This is a genomic window from Mameliella sp. MMSF_3455, from assembly GCF_030733205.1.
Lineage (GTDB): Bacteria > Pseudomonadota > Alphaproteobacteria > Rhodobacterales > Rhodobacteraceae > Antarctobacter.
Map to the genome: position 1 here is coordinate 31,910 of NZ_JASHJL010000012.1, position 17,222 is coordinate 49,131.

Annotated in this window: 14 protein-coding genes and 1 riboswitch; of the genes, 8 read left to right on the top strand and 6 right to left on the bottom strand. The window is 65.3% G+C overall.

What is annotated here, in order from left to right; translation table 11 throughout:
• Positions 1 to 19: 19 nt before the first annotated feature.
• From tkt to fsa, 4 genes are read left to right on the top strand one after another with little or no spacing between them, the layout of a single operon-like run.
• Complete coding sequence (gene tkt, locus RBB42_RS10915) at positions 20 to 2,032, top strand: transketolase (protein WP_305967832.1); 2,013 nt, start codon at positions 20 to 22, stop codon at positions 2,030 to 2,032.
• A gap of 4 nt (positions 2,033 to 2,036) precedes the next feature.
• Complete coding sequence (locus tag RBB42_RS10920) at positions 2,037 to 3,041, top strand: class 1 fructose-bisphosphatase (protein WP_305967742.1); 1,005 nt, start codon at positions 2,037 to 2,039, stop codon at positions 3,039 to 3,041.
• A gap of 12 nt (positions 3,042 to 3,053) precedes the next feature.
• Positions 3,054 to 4,088 carry a class II fructose-bisphosphate aldolase gene (gene fba / locus RBB42_RS10925; protein ID WP_305967743.1) on the top strand — a complete coding sequence of 345 codons (1,035 nt, stop codon included), beginning with the start codon at positions 3,054 to 3,056 and terminating at the stop codon, positions 4,086 to 4,088.
• 22 nt (positions 4,089 to 4,110) lie between these two features.
• A complete protein-coding gene (gene fsa, locus RBB42_RS10930) occupies positions 4,111 to 4,764 on the top strand; it encodes a fructose-6-phosphate aldolase (RefSeq protein ID WP_305967744.1) in 654 nt (217 codons plus the stop codon).
• Positions 4,765 to 4,803: 39 nt separating this feature from the next.
• Here fsa and RBB42_RS10935 read toward each other — a convergent pair whose 3' ends face one another.
• The 6 genes from RBB42_RS10935 to RBB42_RS10960 form a co-directional block, all read right to left on the bottom strand.
• Complete coding sequence (locus RBB42_RS10935) at positions 4,804 to 5,766, bottom strand: sugar-binding transcriptional regulator (protein ID WP_305967745.1); 963 nt, start codon at positions 5,764 to 5,766, stop codon at positions 4,804 to 4,806.
• 24 nt (positions 5,767 to 5,790) lie between these two features.
• Positions 5,791 to 6,930, bottom strand: a complete 1,140-nt coding sequence (locus tag RBB42_RS10940; protein WP_371931725.1) for an iron-containing alcohol dehydrogenase — start codon at positions 6,928 to 6,930, stop codon at positions 5,791 to 5,793.
• Between the two features lie 9 nt (positions 6,931 to 6,939).
• Positions 6,940 to 7,377 (bottom strand): 6,7-dimethyl-8-ribityllumazine synthase, encoded by a 438-nt coding sequence (locus RBB42_RS10945; RefSeq protein WP_305967747.1) that lies wholly within the window; start codon positions 7,375 to 7,377, stop codon positions 6,940 to 6,942.
• Positions 7,378 to 7,446: 69 nt separating this feature from the next.
• Positions 7,447 to 7,585, bottom strand: a riboswitch (FMN riboswitch).
• A 70-nt stretch (positions 7,586 to 7,655) separates the two neighbouring features.
• Entirely contained in the window at positions 7,656 to 8,588 is a 933-nt protein-coding gene (locus RBB42_RS10950; RefSeq protein ID WP_305967748.1) for a sugar phosphate isomerase/epimerase family protein, read from the bottom strand.
• Position 8,589: 1 nt separating this feature from the next.
• Entirely contained in the window at positions 8,590 to 10,098 is a 1,509-nt protein-coding gene (locus tag RBB42_RS10955; protein ID WP_371931723.1) for a glycerol-3-phosphate dehydrogenase, read from the bottom strand.
• Positions 10,099 to 10,101: 3 nt separating this feature from the next.
• Positions 10,102 to 11,670, bottom strand: a complete 1,569-nt coding sequence (locus tag RBB42_RS10960) for an FGGY-family carbohydrate kinase (protein ID WP_305967749.1) — start codon at positions 11,668 to 11,670, stop codon at positions 10,102 to 10,104.
• A gap of 409 nt (positions 11,671 to 12,079) precedes the next feature.
• Here RBB42_RS10960 and RBB42_RS10965 point away from each other — a divergent pair, with 409 nt between their 5' ends.
• From RBB42_RS10965 to RBB42_RS10980, 4 genes are all read left to right on the top strand, one after another.
• Positions 12,080 to 12,733: a DUF2291 family protein gene (locus tag RBB42_RS10965; protein ID WP_305967750.1), complete on the top strand. Its 654-nt coding sequence runs from the start codon at positions 12,080 to 12,082 to the stop codon at positions 12,731 to 12,733.
• On the top strand, positions 12,733 to 15,054 hold the full coding sequence (locus tag RBB42_RS10970; RefSeq protein WP_305967751.1) for a sugar-binding domain-containing protein: 2,322 nt from the start codon (positions 12,733 to 12,735) through the stop codon (positions 15,052 to 15,054). The genes RBB42_RS10965 and RBB42_RS10970 overlap by 1 nt, the downstream gene beginning before the upstream one ends.
• A 16-nt stretch (positions 15,055 to 15,070) precedes the next feature.
• Positions 15,071 to 16,135, top strand: coding sequence for an ABC transporter permease (locus tag RBB42_RS10975; protein ID WP_305967752.1), 1,065 nt, complete (start codon positions 15,071 to 15,073; stop codon positions 16,133 to 16,135).
• Positions 16,136 to 16,235: 100 nt separating this feature from the next.
• The gene (locus RBB42_RS10980; RefSeq protein ID WP_305967753.1) at positions 16,236 to 17,183 is read left to right on the top strand and encodes a D-ribose ABC transporter substrate-binding protein; all 948 of its coding nucleotides are present in this window, start codon (positions 16,236 to 16,238) and stop codon (positions 17,181 to 17,183) included.
• The last annotated feature ends 39 nt before the right edge of the window (positions 17,184 to 17,222 follow it).

Below are 17,222 nucleotides of genomic sequence, written 5' to 3' on the forward strand. Positions count from 1 at the left end.
CATGATGCCCAAAGATTCGATGCCGCAGGCGATTGCTGCCAAAGCTGCGCTGGACCCCGGGGGCTTTGCCCTGGCGAACTGTATCCGTGCGCTTTCGATCGACGCGGTCGAAGCTGCGAAATCGGGTCATCCTGGCGCGCCGATGGGCATGGCGGATGCGGCCACTGCGCTGTTCCGCGATCACCTGAAGTTCGATGCCTCCGCCCCCGACTGGCCGGACCGTGACCGGGTGGTGCTGTCCAACGGCCACGCGTCGATGCTGTTGTATTCGCTGCTGCACCTGACCGGCTATGCCGACATGACCATCGAAGAGCTGCGCAACTTCCGCCAGCTTGGCGCCCGCACCGCGGGCCATCCGGAATACGGCCATGCCAAGGGGATCGAGACGACGACCGGGCCATTGGGGCAGGGTATTGCCAGTGCCGTCGGCATGGCGATGGCCGAACGCGCATTGGGCGCCGAGTTCGGTGCCGACCTTGTCGATCACCACACCTATGTGTTCCTCGGTGATGGCTGTCTGCAAGAGGGCATCGGGCAGGAGGCGATCTCGTTGGCCGGGCACCTGGGGCTGGGCAAGCTGATCGTTCTCTACGACGACAACCGGATTACCATCGACGGGCCGACCTCGGTGTCGTTTTCCGAGGATGTGCCAGCGCGCCTGCGGGCTTGCGGCTGGCATGTGCTGGAATGTGACGGGCATGATATTTCTGCCGTTTCGACCGCTATCGCAGATGCCAAGGCGGAAACGGGCAAGCCGACCCTGATCGCCATGACGACGACCATCGGTTTTGGCGCGCCGTCAAAGGCGGGCACGGCCTCGGCGCACGGTGCGCCGCTGGGCGCCGAAGAGGCCGCCGCCACGAAGGCAGCACTGGGCTGGGAGGCCGCCCCCTTCGAGGTGCCCGCAGAGCTGGTCGCCGAATGGCGGGCCATCGGGGCACGGGGCAGTGCTGCCCGCGAGGAGTGGGAAGCCCGGCTTGCCGCCTCGCCCGACCGGGCAGAGTTCTCGCGCCGCATGACGCGCGAGCTGCCCGGAGGATATGACGCGGCGGTGGCACAGGCCCGCGCGGCGCTTTTTGCGGAACCGCAAAAGAACGCCACCCGCAAGGCCAGCCAGGTCGCGCTGGAGGCGCTGGCGCCCGCATTGCCAGAGCTGATCGGCGGTTCGGCCGACCTGACCGGTTCCAACCTGACCCGGGTCCCGGCGGTGGACAGTCAGTTCTCGCGCCAGCAGCCCGGCCGTTACGTTGGATACGGTGTGCGAGAATTCGGCATGGCGGCGGCCATGAACGGGATGAACACCCACGGTGGTCTGATCCCCTACGGCGGCACCTTCCTTGTCTTTTCGGACTATGCCCGGAACGCGATCCGGCTGTCTGCGCTGATGGGGGTTGGCACGATCTATGTCATGACTCACGACAGCATCGGCCTGGGTGAGGATGGTCCGACCCATCAGCCGGTGGAGCACCTGACCTCGCTGCGCGCGATCCCGAACCTCCATACTTTCCGGCCCGCCGACGCGGTCGAGACGCTGGAATGCTGGGACATCGCCATCCGGTCACGCGGCACCCCCTCGCTGCTGGCGCTCAGCCGGCAGGGCGTGCCGCAATTGCGGCTGGAGGCCGGCGACGAGAACCTGAGCGCGAAGGGCGCCTATGTCCTGCGCAGCTACGGTGCAGGGCGCGACCTGACCCTGCTGGCCACGGGCACGGAGGTCAGCCTAGCGGTCGAGGCTGCCGAGACGCTGGCGGAACGGGATTTGGGGGTGGCCGTCGTCTCGATGCCGTCCTGGGAGCTGTTCGAGGCGCAACCGGCAGAGTACCGCGCCGAGGTTCTGGGCACCGCGCCCAGTATCGCCGTCGAGGCAGCCAGCACCTATGGCTGGACCCGGTATGTCGCCTCCGAGGAGGACGTGATCGGCATGCGGGGCTTTGGGGCCTCCGGCCCGGCAGAAGATCTGTACCGCAGTTTCGGCATCACGCGCGAGGCCATCGTCGCCAAGGCGGATGCATTGCTGAATGGGAAGGGCTGAGGCCATGCAGGCGCCCCTGAAACTGGACGGCGATACGGCCGTCACCGCCCCCACATTGACCGCGCATCTGGCGGATTGGGCGGGCGACGACCCTGCGCGCGGCGCGCTGGCGGCACTTCTGAACCGTCTCGCGGAGGCCAGCGTGCCGCTGGCCAGACGCCTGGCGCAGGGGCATCTGACCGGCGACCCGACGCATGTGATCGGCACCAACGATTCCGGCGACAAGCAAAAGGCGCTGGACATGGGCGCGCATGACCATTTCATCGAGATGCTGCGCGGCATGTCGGTGGCGCGGGTCCTGTCCGAAGAGGCCGAGGAGGTCGAGACCATCGACCCGGACGGCGCATTCGACCTGGCGATGGACCCGATCGACGGCTCCGGCAGCATTGGCATCGGTGCACCGCTTGGCGCGCTTTTTGCGATTTTCCCGGCGGGCGACAGTTTCCTGCGCAAGGGGCGCGAGATGATTGCTGCCTGCTATGTCTCCTTTGGACATTCGGTCGACTTCGGCTTCAGCACCGGGGCGGGTGTCGACATCGCCACGCTGGACCCGGTGACCGGGGTCTTTCACGTCGATACCACCGCCGTCACGATCAAGCCCGAGACCTCGACCGTGGCCTTCAATGCCTCGAACCGGCGACGCTGGTCCGAGGGGCTGCAACGCTATACCGAGGACCTGCTGCACGGGGCCGAGGGGCCGCGCGGGCGGGATTTCAACATGCGCTGGATCGCCGCCGCAGTCGGTGACTTGCACCGTATCCTGCGCCGGGGCGGGCTGTTCATGTATCCTGGCGATACCCGCCCGGGCAACGAAGACGGCTTTCTGCGGCTTGCCTACGAGGCCTTCCCGATTGCCTACCTGATCGAACAGGCGGGCGGCACGGCGACTGACGGGCGGACAGCCATCCTCGACCTGTCGCCCGCCCACCTGCATGATCGCGTGCCGCTGATCTTTGGCAGCCGCGATGAGGTGGCAAAGCTCTGCGACTACCTTTCCCCCTCCGACTGACAGGAGCCCCAGATGCCCCGTATCACCCTGCGCCAGCTGCTCGATCACGCGGCGGACAACGGCTATGCCGTGCCCGCCTTCAACATGTCCAACATGGAACAGGGGCTGGCGATCATGGCCGCGGCCAATGAAACCGGGTCGCCGGTGATCCTGCAGGCCAGTCGCGGCGCACGCAGCTATGCCAACGACACGGTGCTGGCCAAGCTGATCGACGCGCTGGTGGAAATCTACCCGCATATCCCGGTCTGCATGCACCTCGACCACGGCAATACCTTGGCGACCTGCGTCACCGCCATTCAGCACGGGTTCACCTCTGTCATGATGGACGGGTCGCTGAAGGAAGACGGCACCACGCCTGCCGATTATGCCTACAACGTGGGGATCACCCGCGCGGTGGTTGAGATGGCCCATGCCGCCGGTGTGTCGGTCGAGGGGGAGCTGGGAGTTCTGGGCTCGCTGGAGACCGGGCAGGGCGACCAGGAAGACGGGCATGGCGCGACGGGCACCCTGTCGCAGGACCAGCTGCTGACTGATCCCGAAGAAGCAGAACGTTTCGTGGCCGATACCGGCGTCGACGCGCTGGCGGTGGCGATGGGCACCAGTCACGGCGCCTACAAGTTCACCCGCCAACCCGATGGGGACGTGCTGGCGATGGAGGTGATCGAGGCAATCCACCAGCGCCTGCCCAACACTCACCTGGTGATGCATGGATCCTCCTCGGTGCCCGAGGAGTTGCGCCTGCTGATCAACGAGTACGGCGGCGAGATCAAGCCGACCTGGGGCGTGCCCCTGGACGAGATCCGGCGCGGCATCCGCCACGGCGTGCGCAAGGTCAACATCGACACCGACCTGCGGCTGGCGGCCACGGCGGCGATCCGCAAGACCCTGATGAGCGCCCCCGCCGAGTTCGACCCCCGCAAGTACCTGAAACCGGCCATGGACGGCATGAAGGCGCAATGCATCGAGAAATTCGAGGCCTTCGGCACCGCAGGTCAGGCCGAGCGCATCCGCACGCGCTCGCTGTCCGACATGGCCATGGCCTATTGATCCCCCGAAAGGAGACCGAGCTATGAAATTCTTCGTGGACACAGCCAATACCGACGACATCAAGGAGCTGAACGACTACGGGCTCTTGGATGGCGTGACGACGAACCCCTCGCTGATCGCCAAGTCGGGGCGCGACTTCAAAGAAGTCATCGCGGAAATCTGCAACGTCGTGGCCGGACCGGTTTCGGCCGAGGTCGCGGCAATGGACTTCGACGGGATGGTCGCCGAGGGCGAGCACCTGGCAAAGATCGCCGATAACGTGGTGATCAAGCTGCCGCTGACCTTGGACGGGCTGAAGGCCTGCCGTCACTTCACGTCTAAGGGCATCAAGACCAATGTCACGCTTTGCTTTGCGGCCAACCAGGCGCTGCTGGCGGCCAAGGCGGGCGCGACCTATATCTCGCCCTTTGTCGGACGGCTGGACGACCTGAACATCGACGGGATGGAACTGATCCACGAGATCCGTACCATCTTTGACAACTACGGCTTCAAGACGGAAATCCTGGCCGCCTCGATCCGTTCGGCCAATCACGTCAAGGAGGCTGCCATCGCGGGCGCGGACGTGGCGACGATCCCGCCGGGCGTCATCAAGGGGCTGGCGGCACATGCGCTGACCGACAAGGGCCTGGACCAGTTCGCCAAGGACTGGGCCGCGACCGGACAGTCGATCCTGTGAGTCCTTTTGGCGGGTCCGGCGCAGTCGCGGCGGGCCTGCCTATCCCTCCATCAGGGTTCTGGCGGTGCGTTCGTCGGTGATGAGGCCGGACAGCCGACCGCTGTTCAGTACGGCGCGGATCGCGCCAACCTTGTGCGGCCCGCCCGCCAGCGCGATGATGCGATCCTTGCGGTCCTTTCCGTCGCCCAGCGACGCTGCAATGGTTCGCTTGGTCAGGGGCGTGTCGAGGATATTGCCCTCGGCATCGAAGAAATGCCCCAGGATTTCACCGCAACCGCCCTCCGCCGATATCGCTTCTATCTCGCTCGACTGGATCAACCCGGCGACGACAAGTTGCGCGTCATAGGATGCAGTGCCGACCCCGACGAGCTTGAGAGGTGCCGCCTCGGCCATTTGCAGAACCTCCGATATCCCGCGTTGTGCCAGCAGAACCGTTCGATCCTCTGCGGAATTGGCGAAGAAGGGCACCGGCATCACGTAGGCCTGCGCCCCGGTCTTTTCGGCCAAAAGGTGCATGACATCGTGGGGATTGGCGGCGAAGTTTCGCGTGAGGCCCCCCAGAAGAGAGACGAAACGCTGATTTGGCAGAGACATGTGCGGCATGGTCCGGACGGCAGCGGTCAACGTGCGGCCGTGGCTGAGCGCGATGGTCTGATCCTCGCCATTTTCCAGGCAACGCCGCAGCCAGGAAGCCCCGGCGGCGCCAAGCGCTCGCAGCGGTATGTCCTCCTCGTCCAGATCGGGCGCGACCTCGCAAGTGGAGAGCCCGTAGCGCAGGCAAAGCGCTTGCTCGAGTTCGAAGCAGTCGATGATGTTGCCTTCGATGCTGACCTTGACGGCGCCCTCGGCCACCGCGCGGGCGATCAGGCGATGCGCCTTGACCGATTGCACGCCCAGCCGCTTGGCCACTTCGGCCTGCCGCATGCCGCCGACATAGTGCAGCCATGCGGCGCGGATCGCCAAGGAATGCTCGGCATCGCCCGACATCCGATCTTTCGCCATCTCATGTCCTCCACACTGCGGCGTCTACCGCGCTCGCTCCATGATCCCGGTCAGCGCCTCGGCATCAAGGGGAACGGGGTTGGCTTTCATCGACGATGAGCTGGCTGCCATCCGGGCGGCCTCGGCCCTATGTTCCCGGTTCACACCCTGGGCGTCGAGACCCGGCAGCCCGGCCCGTCGTGACCATTCCGCCAGCCCGGCAAAGGCCTGCGCGGGCTCTGTGCCCAGAACCTGGCCCAGGTCATCGCGCAGGGCGGCAAGGCGACGGGCGGCATCGCCTGTCGCGCGGGCCGCGTTTTCTTCAAGCACATGGGGCAGCAGGATGCCGCAGATCGCGCCGTGTGCGGCGCCGGACAGGCCGCCTAGCGGACCGGCCAGGCCATGCACGGCCCCCAGTCCCGCGTTGGCCAGCGCAAGTCCGCCAAACAGGCTGGTCAAGGCGATCTGGTCCCGCGCGTCGGGGTCCTCCTCCTGCATCAGCGTCACCAATGCCGACAGTCCCGAGGAGATCGCGGGGCGGCACAGGGCATCGGTCATCGGGTTGGCCCGGGTGCAGACATAGGGTTCGATCACCTGCGTCACCGCATCCAGCCCCGAGGCCAGGGTCACGCCGCGCGGGCAGTTGTCCGTCAGCGAGGGGTCGACAATCGCCATCCAGGGCAACATGCGTGCGTCCCTCAGGCTGACCTTGCGCTGCGCCTCGGGCACGGCGATCACCGCGTTGCGGGTGACCTCGGCGCCGGTTCCGGCAGTGGTCGGAATGGCGGCAAAGGGCAGGGGAGCGGCGTCCAACGGCAGGCCCCTGCCGACCACCTCCAGGTGATCCAGCAGCGGACGCGTCGCGGGAACAAGCGCGGCGATGGCCTTGCCCGCGTCGATGACCGCGCCGCCGCCAAGGGCGACGACCATCTGGGCCCCGCCGTCGCGGGCTGCGGCCACGCCGGCCTTGATCATCGCCAGATCGGGTTCCGCCGAGACACTCAGGCGGTCGACGGAACATCCCTCGGCCTCGAGCGCGGCGCACAGCCAGTCGGCCCGCGCCGGGGTGCCGCCCTGAACCAGCAGCACGCGCTGTCCGCGGGCGGCCAGGTCGGGCACTGCCCGCCCGGCCTCTCCCCGGCCAAAGCGGATTTGCGTGGCCGTGGCAAAGGAGAAAGCGGGCAGGGACATGGCTCAGACCTCCAGCTTGGCAATCATCAGGACCGCATCCGCCGCCTCGGCGCCCTTCTTGACGAAGTGGTCGCGGAAGAAGCCGACATGTTCCTCGGTCGGTTGGAAGTGATGCGGTGTCAGCGAGACCGAGAAGGTCGGGACGCCGGTTTCAAGCTGCGCCTGCATCAACCCGTCAACCACGGCCTGGGCGACGAAGTCATGGCGGTAGATCCCGCCATCGACCACGAGCGCGGCGCAGACAACGGCGTCGTACTTGTCGCTCTGCCCCAGCTTCTTGGCCAGGAGCGGCATCTCGAAGGCGCCGGGCACGTCAAAGGGCGTGACCTCGGCGGACGCGCCGGCCTCGGCGATCCGTTTTTCGAACCCGACCAGCGCATTGTCGACGATATCGGCGTGCCAGCGGGCCTTGATGAAGGCGATTTTCAATGTTTCAGACATGGAACCATCCTTTGCGTTTCACAAATGGTCCCAAGGCGATGCCATCCGCGCAGGCCGGACGGCCCGTCGGCTGGTTCTCTTTCATCCGGACTGTTACCGTCGGCCCCGGAATTTCACCGGTGTCTGCTGGACCCTTCCGGATTTCGCCGAAAGGCGCTCGCGGGCTATCACCGCCGGTGGGGAATTGCACCCCGCCCTGAGAACGCGGCAAGGTTTGGCGCCAAGCGGCGGAAAAGGCAAGCGCCTTTGCGACAGGTTCGCGATATCGGCGACCCCGATCAGACATTCAGGTCATTCACCCCGCTGTCGATATGTGGCGCCCAAAAGGCCACGCTTTCGGCAATCTGGGGGATCACCTGGCGGTCGTTCGGCTCGCGTTCCTTGAAGGACAGTTCAAGGCAGATCTCGTTGTCCACGGCGCCGCCTTCGGCAAGGGCCTTGAGCAGCGGGTCGGGCTGAATCGCCCCTTTCGCGTTGAATTCGGAGGTAAAGGGGCGGTGGCCGGACTTGTCCATCATCGACTGCTTGATGTGGATGATCGGGCTGACCTTCGGCACCGCGCGTGCCCAGGCGTAGGGATCTGTGTCATCCGGATTGGGCGAGGTCACGTCGCCGTGGTCGATGTCGGCCATCATCCACATCGGGACAGCCATGTTCGCCGCACTCAGTCGGTCCTGCAGCTTGATGCATTCTGCGATGGTCTCGCCGAATTCGCGGCCAACGCTCATCGGCTCCCAGAAGACGTAGTCCAGACCGGCGGCCTTCGCGTGCTCCGCCACCTCGGCCCAGCAGTCGATGGCGATCTGCAACAGCTCTTCGCGCCGGGCGGGGTCGTCGTAGTCCCGAAAGGTGAAGATCGCGAATTGTGTCCCGACAGAGGTGCCGCCCAGATCACCGATGATGTCGGCAAATGTCTTGAACCAGTCGACGTAGTAGCGCCGCACGTCGCGGTCGGGATGGCCAAAATGGTTGAGCCGTCCGTAAGGGCCGGTCATGCCGCTGGTCACGCGGGCGCCGGTGCGCGTCAGTGCGGCGCCCATCTGCCGGGTCAGCCGCCGGATCACCGGCGCGGGCCAGCCGGGATTGATGAATTCATGCGTCAGCTGGATGTCGCGGATCCGGATGTCGCGCGCGATGGCGTCGATCAGGTCGTCCGGCTCGGCAAAGCGGTTCACCAGCGGGTTGGTGTTCAGCGAAAGGGTCAGCGCCATGTCACGCGGCCTCCTGCCGGGCATCGAACCACTTGGCAAAGGCCGCTTGTTCCGCCTCGGTCATGTGCAGGCGGTGTTTTGTCCGCCGCCACAGGATGTCCTCGGCGGTCTGCGCCCATTCGTGGTTCACCAGATAAGTCACCTCGGCCTCGTAGAGTTGGCCGCCAAAGTGCCGCCCCAGCCCCTCCAGCGAGGTCGCATCGCCCGCGATCTGGCGCACCCGGCTGCCGTAGCAGCGCCCGTAGTGACGGCGCAATTCGCGCGGCATCCAGGGGTATTCCTGTTTCATCGTGTTGCGGAACAGCTCGTAGTCGGCGCCCTGAAGATCGCCGCCGGGCAGGGGGGCGTTTTCGGTCCAGTCCTTGCCCATCTTGGGAAAGAACTTCTCGATCTTGTGCATCCCGCGCTCCGCCAGCTCGCGGAAGGTGGTGATCTTGCCGCCAAAGATGTTCAGCAGGGGCGCGCCGCCGGTCTCGTCCACGTCAAAGACATAGTCGCGCGTCACGGCCGAGGGGTTGCCCTGTCCATCGTCGAACAGCGGCCGCACCCCGGAAAAGGTGGTTTCGACGTCGTCGCGGGTCAGCTCTTCCTTGAAGTAGCGGTTCACCGCGTCGATCAGGTACTGCACCTCGCTCTCGTCGGCGGTCACATCTTCGGCGCGGCCATCGTAGGCGATGTCGGTGGTGCCGATCAGCGCCTTGTCGCGCTCGTAAGGGTTGATGAAGATCACGCGCTTGTCGTGGTTCTGGACCAGGTAGGCATTCTCTCCTTTCCAGAACTTTGGCACGATGATGTGGCTGCCCTTGACCAGCCGCACGTTGCGCGCGCTGTTCGATCCGGCCACACGGGTCACCACGTCCGTCACCCAGGGTCCGGCGGCATTGACCAGCAGCTTGGCCTCGAATTCCCGTGTCTCGCCGGTGACGGAGTTTTTCGTCGTCACCCGCCAGGCGCCGTTTTCGCGCCGCGCCGAGATACAGGGAGAGCGTGTCAGTACCTCGGCCCCGCGCTCCGCCGCATCGACCGCGTTCAAAACCACGAGCCGCGCGTCATCGACCCAGCAGTCCGAGTATTCGAAGCCGCGCGTGTACTTGTCCTTGATCGCCGCACCTTCGGGGTCGCGACGCAAGTCCAGCGTCCGGGTGCCCGGGAGTTTCTTGCGCCCGCCCAGATGATCGTAAAGAAACAGACCCAGCCGGACCAGCCAGGCCGGCCGGTCCTGGGGACTGTGCGGCAGGACAAAGCGCATCGGCCAGATGATATGCGGCGCATTTTTCATCAGCACTTCGCGTTCGATCAGTGCCTCGCGCACCAGCCGGAACTCGTAGTATTCAAGGTAGCGCAACCCACCGTGGACCAGTTTGCCGGACCGGGACGAGGTGCCCTCGGCCAGGTCGTCCTTTTCACAGAGCACGACGCTCAGGCCCCGGCCGGCGGCGTCGCGGGCAATGCCCGCGCCGTTGATACCGCCGCCGATCACGAAGAGGTCGACCTTGGACATATCAGTCATCTCTCAAGCTCCTTCAGCCGCACGCGCCGCGGCCAGCCCGTCCCAAACGGGGGCAAGGCCGTCGCGTGCCTGGCGATAGGTGGTGAACAGGGTGTCGTAGACGGGCACGAGGCCCGGATCGGGCGCCTCGGAGCCGCCCAGCAGGGGGGTTGTCCATTGCGCGATGCAGGCGTCCATGTCGGCATAGGCGCCGATCGCCACGGCAGCCATCATCGCACAGCCCGCGGCGCCAGCTTCCTCGCGGGCAGAGACGCGGACGGGCGTGTTCAACGAGGCCGCCAGGACACGGCGCAGGGCGGCAGATCGTGCCGCGCCGCCGGTCAGGCGTAGTTCGCTGGGCATCTCGCCCATCGCGGCATAGCAATCCCGCGCGGCCATCCCGAGCCCCTCGACGACGGCGCGGATCACGTCCGGAAACCTGTGTGCGGCGTTGAGCCCGACAAGGCTTGCCCGCGCATCGGCATTGACGAAGGGGCCGCGCTCTCCGGCCTCGGAGATATAGGGGTGATAGACCAGCGCGCCTGGGCGCGACCTGTCCATCCAGCCGTCAATTCGGGCGACAAGATCGGCATGTGTCGGCTTTTCGCCGAACTCGCCGATCAGGTCTTCGGCCAGGGCCAGCGCCCAGTCGATGTTCAGCGTTGCGGCCATGTTGGTCTGCACCTGTGTCACCATGTCGGGCACCGGAAGACAGATCACATACCCGGTGCCTTCGGCGTTCAGGTGCACCTGGTCCGAGTTCACGGCGCGCATGTGCACGCCGGTGGACCCGACCGTGGAGCAGGCCGCGCCTGCGTCGCCCGTGTGCACACCCGCGCCAAGTGCGGTCATGACCATATCGACATAGCCCAGCGAAACCGGCGTTCCGGCCAGCAGCCCCGTGGCCTCTGCCGCCTCGGGGGTCAGCGGGCGGGTTTCCTGCGCGCCGTCGATGATCTCTGGCAGAAGATGGCGGTACGCCTGCAGCCCGAGGGCAGAAATCACCGTGTCGCTGTAGCGCCGGTTGCGGAAGTCCCCGAAGGTAAAGCTTGCTTCCGAAGGGTCGGTCGCGCGCACGCCGGTCAGGTTGAGGAACAGCCAGTCCTTGCAGTGCAGGGCCACCTCGGCCCGGTCCAGCAGCTCAGGGCAGGTCGCAGCCATATGCGCAAGCTGGCTGCCCTGCTGACAGGTGTTAAGCCCGGTTCCCGTCGCCTCGAACCGCGCGCGTTCGTCTGTACTTGCTGACAGCCGCCGGACCGTGGGCGCGGCCCGCGCGTCCAGCCAGAGCCAGGCGTCAGTCACTGCTGCGTTGCCCTTGCCTGCCAGCCAGGTGCCGTCACCCTGGCCGGTCAGGGCGAGTGCGGCGGTTCGCGGTGCCAACCCGGGCATCTTTTCGGCCAGGCCACGAAGGGCGGCGGCACAATCGGCCCATGTCTGAGGCAGGGACTGGGTCGCAGAGCCATCGGCGCCCATTGTGTACCTGTTGCGCACCGATGAGGCGGCCAGTTGGCGCCCTGCAAGATCGAAGGCGACGGCCTTGATCACGGAGGTGCCCGCATCGACGCCGATGATCACGTCAGACGAATCGGACATCACCGCCTCCCTTTTCACGTTCGGTCACCTCGGCCTCCCCCTTGTGACACTTGTATTTTTCTGCCCTCGGGGCAGCCATGCGCCGCGCGTTTTCAGGGCGGTCTGACGCCCGTCCGCACTCCGCCCGGTTGCAATTGGTGTAACACAAAGAATCACGACGCAGTGATTTTTTTTGCAGACAACGTAATTTTTTTCACTTATGGTTGGTTCAAACGGTCGCAGTGGTTTCACGGCGACGAATCGTCGGCCCATCCAGGGAATTGAGGAGTTCCGGGCACGGCGAAAGGGGAGGAGCGAAGCAACTTCAATTGGTTGCAGTTCCCTTTACAGACAGGTTTCTGTCGTTTGGCAGGAAGAAACGGAACCGCCCGGTCCGCCGGGCAGAATCGCAAGAGGGGGCACGCCTGACATGGCTACCACCGGCACAGCATCTGCCAGCGCCAGCAAGGCCAAGCGCAGGAATGTAATCATCGCGATCGCAGGGGTTGTGTTGCTGGGCGCGATCGCGCTCGACACCAAGGTCGTGGCCATCGGAGGCGAGGAAGACCTGAGACAGCAGGCCTTTGACCCGGATCGCTTTGGCGTCGACGAGTTTCCCCGAATCCGCGAGTTCGTGATGGACCGTGCCCCCGAGGCGGCCGATCTTGCCCGCGAACTGGCCGAGGACAAGGCGGCGGCAACGGCGGCCTACGGCACGATGGCGGGGGCTTTTCCGGTCATGACGGTGAAATTCACCGGCACCGTGGGCGAAGGGAAATCCGGCATCTTCAACATCGACGTGCCGGACATGCCGGAGGGGACAGGGATCCGCGTTCAGACCGGCCCGGCGATCAACGGGACTGAACTGCGGGACATCGTCGGCGACATCGAATTCGGCGCTTTCAAGAACCAGATCGAGTACCAGGACGCGGGGGCGGGCATCAACCGGGCGATGTCGGCGGATGTGCTGGCCGATCTCGACCGCGACAGCCTGCAGGGCAAGACCATCTCGGTTACCGGTGCCTTCACCATGATCAACCCGAAGAACTGGCTGGTCACGCCAGTCGCGCTTGAGGTGCAGTGATGAAGGCGCCAGAGCACGACGAAACGCCGACCGCCACGCCGGACAAGGCCGAGGTGGTTCTGGCCGCGCGCGACGTGACCAAGAGCTTTGGGGCGGTTCATGCGTTGAAGGGGGTGAACTTTGACGTTCACCGCGGCCAGGTGACGACGCTCTTTGGCGAAAACGGCGCCGGCAAGTCCACGTTGATGAAGATCCTGTCCGGCGTGCACATGCCCACGACGGGCGAATTGATCCTGGACGGCGCGCCGGTCGAGATCCGCTCGACCGTCGAGGCGCGCGAACTGGGCATTTCCATCATTCACCAGGAACTCTCGCTCGCCCCCAACATGAACGTGCGCGACAACATCTTTCTGGGGCGCGAGATCATGGGGCCGCGCGGCGTCAACTTTGCCGAGGAAGAGCGCCAGTGCCGCATCCTGATGGAAGAGCTGGAAGAGGACATCGACCCGCTGACCCCGGTCGAGGATCTGCGCCTGGGCCAGCAGCAGATCGTCGAGATCGCCCGCGCGCTGAGCGTCAATTCCCGCATCCTGATCATGGACGAGCCGACCTCGGCCTTGTCGGCGGCCGAAGTCGAGGTGCTGTTCAAGGTGATCCATGACCTCAAGGCGCGCGGCGTCTCGATCGTCTACATTTCGCACCACCTCGAAGAGGCGCTGACCATCACCGATCACGCGGTCGTCCTGCGCGACGGTGTCATGACCGCCTATGCGCCCCGCGCGGAAATCGACCTGGAATGGATCGTCCGCAACATGGTGGGCGAGAACTTTGACCTTGGCTCGCCGCCGACGGGTTACGCGTTCGGCGAAACGGCCCTGTCGATCGAGGGGCTGAGCGTGCCTGCGCCCGGCGGGTCCGGCTATTCGGTCGTGGATCGCCTGTCGCTGAACGTGCGGCAGGGCGAAATCGTCTGCATCTACGGACTGATGGGCGCAGGGCGCACCGAGTTGATGGAATGTATCGCGGGCCGCCTGCCTGCCTCTGGCGGCAAGATCCGGCTTCATGGGCAGGACCTGGCCGGAATGACCATTGCCCAACGGATCGAGGCGGGCCTGGTCCTGACACCCGAAGATCGTCAGCGGGATGGGCTGGTGCAGACCATGACCGTGGGTCAGAACCTCTCTCTGGCGTCGATCGGGGCCTTTACCCGGCGCCTGCTGACGTCGAAGGCGGATGAGCAGGAAATCATCGAACGATCCATCCGCGAGGTCACGATCAAGACCGATGGCGGCGGCGCGGCCATCGGCTCGCTCTCGGGGGGGAACCAGCAGAAGGTCGTGATCGGCAAGATGCTGGCCACCAAACCCTCTGTCGTGCTGCTGGACGAACCCAGCCGAGGCATCGACATCGGCGCCAAGGCCGAGGTGTTCCGCCTGTTGTCCGAAGGGGCGAAAGAGGGCCTCGCCGTGGTCTATTCCACATCCGAGGTCAGCGAGTGCCTGTCCATCGCCCATCGCATCATCGTCATGCACAAGGGCAAGATCTCGGCCACCTTCGGCCCGGATGCCACCAAGGAACAGATCATGGCCGCCTCGGGCGAGGTGGACCTGCAGCAAAGCCTGACCGCGGCCTTTGGCCTGGATCATTGCGAGGTTGTCACCGACCTGCACCAGGAAGACCTGGCGCTTGGCCCCCTGGGCGCGGCGGGGGGGCGTTTCCTGGCCGATGTCATCGGAGAGGGCAGCGTGAAAGTCATCGGGGTCGGCCACGGGCGGACCCTGTTGTCCTGTGTCGAGAACCTGGCGCCGCAATCGTCACCGAACCTGCGAGTCGTTTCGCTGATGGGTGCGCTGACCGCCGGGGCGGACGTGAACCCGCACGCGGTCGTCAGCCGACTTGCGGACAAGACCGGGGCCGATGCCGCCTCGATGCCCGTTCCCTTCATCGCCAATTCCACCGCGGACCGCGACGTGTTGCTGGGCCAGAAGGCGGCGCAGCAGGCCGCGGACCTGGCCGCTGAGGCCGATCTGATGGTCGTGGGGATCGGCACAACCGGGACGCAGGCGGAATTGGTCACGACCGGCATGATCGAGCAAGCGGAAATGGCTGCCATTGCCGAGGCCGGCGGCGTCGGCGAGATGCTGGGGCATTTCTTTGACAAGCGTGGCAAACCCGTGGGCCGCGAGATCACCGACCGCATCCTGACCCAGCCGCTGGAGCGGCTGAAGGGCCGCCGCATCGTCGCCGTGGCCGGGGGTGAAATCAAGACACAGGCGATCAAGGCCGTTCTCGAAAGCGGACTGCTCAGCGGATTGATCATCGACGAACATACAGCCCGGGCAATTGTCGACATGGACAAGCCCGACACGGCGCAGCACTGAACTGGAGATCGCGGAAATGACCGATGTCACCACCAACAAGAAACAGGGGTCAGGCGGGCTGATCGCCTCGATCTTTGGCGAGGATGCCAATCTCGTTCAGATCCTGCTGGAAGGTCGCGCCTTCTTTGCCCTGATCGCGATCATCATCATCTTTTCGATCCTGTCGCCGAACTACGCGACGGTGTCGAACTTCCTTATCATGGCCAATCACGTCGCCATTTTCGGGCTGCTGTCCATCGGCATGATGCTGGTGATCCTGAACGGCGGGATCGACCTGTCGGTCGGCTCTGTCCTGGGCCTGACCGGGGTCTTCGCCGGTTTCCTGATGCAGGGCGTCGAACTGGAAGCCGCCGGGGTGATCCTGTACCCGCCGGTCTGGGCTGTCGTGGTCCTGACGCTGGGCCTGGGCGCCTTCGTCGGCGCGGTCAACGGCGTGCTGGTTGCCTATTTCCGGGTGCCGGCCTTCGTGGCGACGCTTGGTTCGCTCTACGTAGCGCGCGGTGTCGCGCTGCTGATGACCAACGGCCTGACGTTCAACAACCTGTCCGGCAACGAGAGCCTGGGCAATACCGGCTTTGACTGGCTTGGCTTCAACCGTATCGGCGGCGTGCCGATCGGGGTCATCATCCTGGCCGTGGTCGCGATTGCCGCCGGACTGCTGCTGTCGCGGACCGCCTTTGGCCGCTGGCTTTATTCCTCTGGCGGCAACGAACGTGCCGCCGAACTGTCCGGCGTGCCGGTCAAGAAGGTGCAGATCACCGTCTACGTCCTGTCGGGCATGTGCGCGGCGATCGCGGGGCTCGTCCTCAGTTCTCAGCTGACCTCTGCCGGGCCCACCGCGGGCACCACCTACGAATTGACGGCCATCGCGGCGGTCGTGGTGGGCGGCGCCAGCCTGATGGGTGGACGCGGCACCGTACGCGGCACGCTGCTGGGCGCCTTCGTCATCGGTTTCCTGTCGGACGGCCTCGTGATCATCGGCGTCTCGTCCTACTGGCAGACGGTCTTTACCGGCGCGGTCATCGTGCTCGCCGTGATGCTGAACTCCATCCAATACGGGGGCAAGGCCAAGAAAGGCTAGGCCCGCCCCACCCAAGTTTCGCGGTTTCTCGGGCAAGAGGAGACCCGACGCGAAGTCAAGCCGGACCCCGGCAACAATCAACCCAAGGGAGAGAATTCTCATGATCAAGTTCACCAAACGCGCCCTGCTGGCCGCCGCCGCGTCGCTGCCCCTGATGGCAGGCTCGGCCTGGGCCGAGGGCCTGATCTCCATCATCGTGACCGACCCGGCGAACCCCTACTGGTTCACCGAAGGTCAGGTCGCCAAGGAAACCGCCGAAGAGCTGGGCTACGAAGCCACCGTTGCCGCGCACAAGGGCGACACCAACGTCGAATCCAATCTGATCGACGCGGCCATCACCAATGGTGCCAAGGCTATCATCCTTGACCCGGCCAATGCGGACGGGTCCGTGGGCGTGGTGCGCAAGGCAACCGAGGCCGGCATCCCGGTCTTCCTGGTGAACGCCGAGATCAACGAGTCCGGCATCGCCATCGCGCAGCTGGTGTCGAACAACGCGCAGGGTGCCGCGCTGGGCGCCGTGGCATGGCAGGAGCTGGTCGGAGACGAGGCCAAATACGTCGAGTTCTTCGGCAACCCGGCCGACAACAACGCGGCCACACGCTCCAACGGGTACAACACCGTGTTGAGCCAGTACCCGGGCCTCGAGAAGGTCGCACAGGAAGTGGCCAACTGGGACCGGACCCAAGGCTATACCAAGATGCAGTCGATCATCCAGGCGAACCCGATCATCGACGCCGTCATCTCGGGTAACGACGAAATGGCGCTGGGGGCCATCGTCGCGCTGAAGGAAGCCGGCAAGCTTGAAGGCACCATCGTCGGCGGTTTCGACGGTTCGCCCGATGCGGTCGAGGCGGTGCGCGCCGGCGAGATGGCCTATACCGTGTTGCAGCCGGTCGCCGTCTTCTCGCGCGAGGCGGTGATCCAGGCGGATTACTACATCAAGAACGGCGAACCGAAAGTGGCCCAGGAAAAGCAGCTGTTCGACTGCGCCCTGATCACGCCGGACAACGTCGACAAGTACACCGCGCCCTTCACTCTGTCCGAGTGATCCCGGCACGGATCCGACAAAGGGGAGGCGTGCCTTATG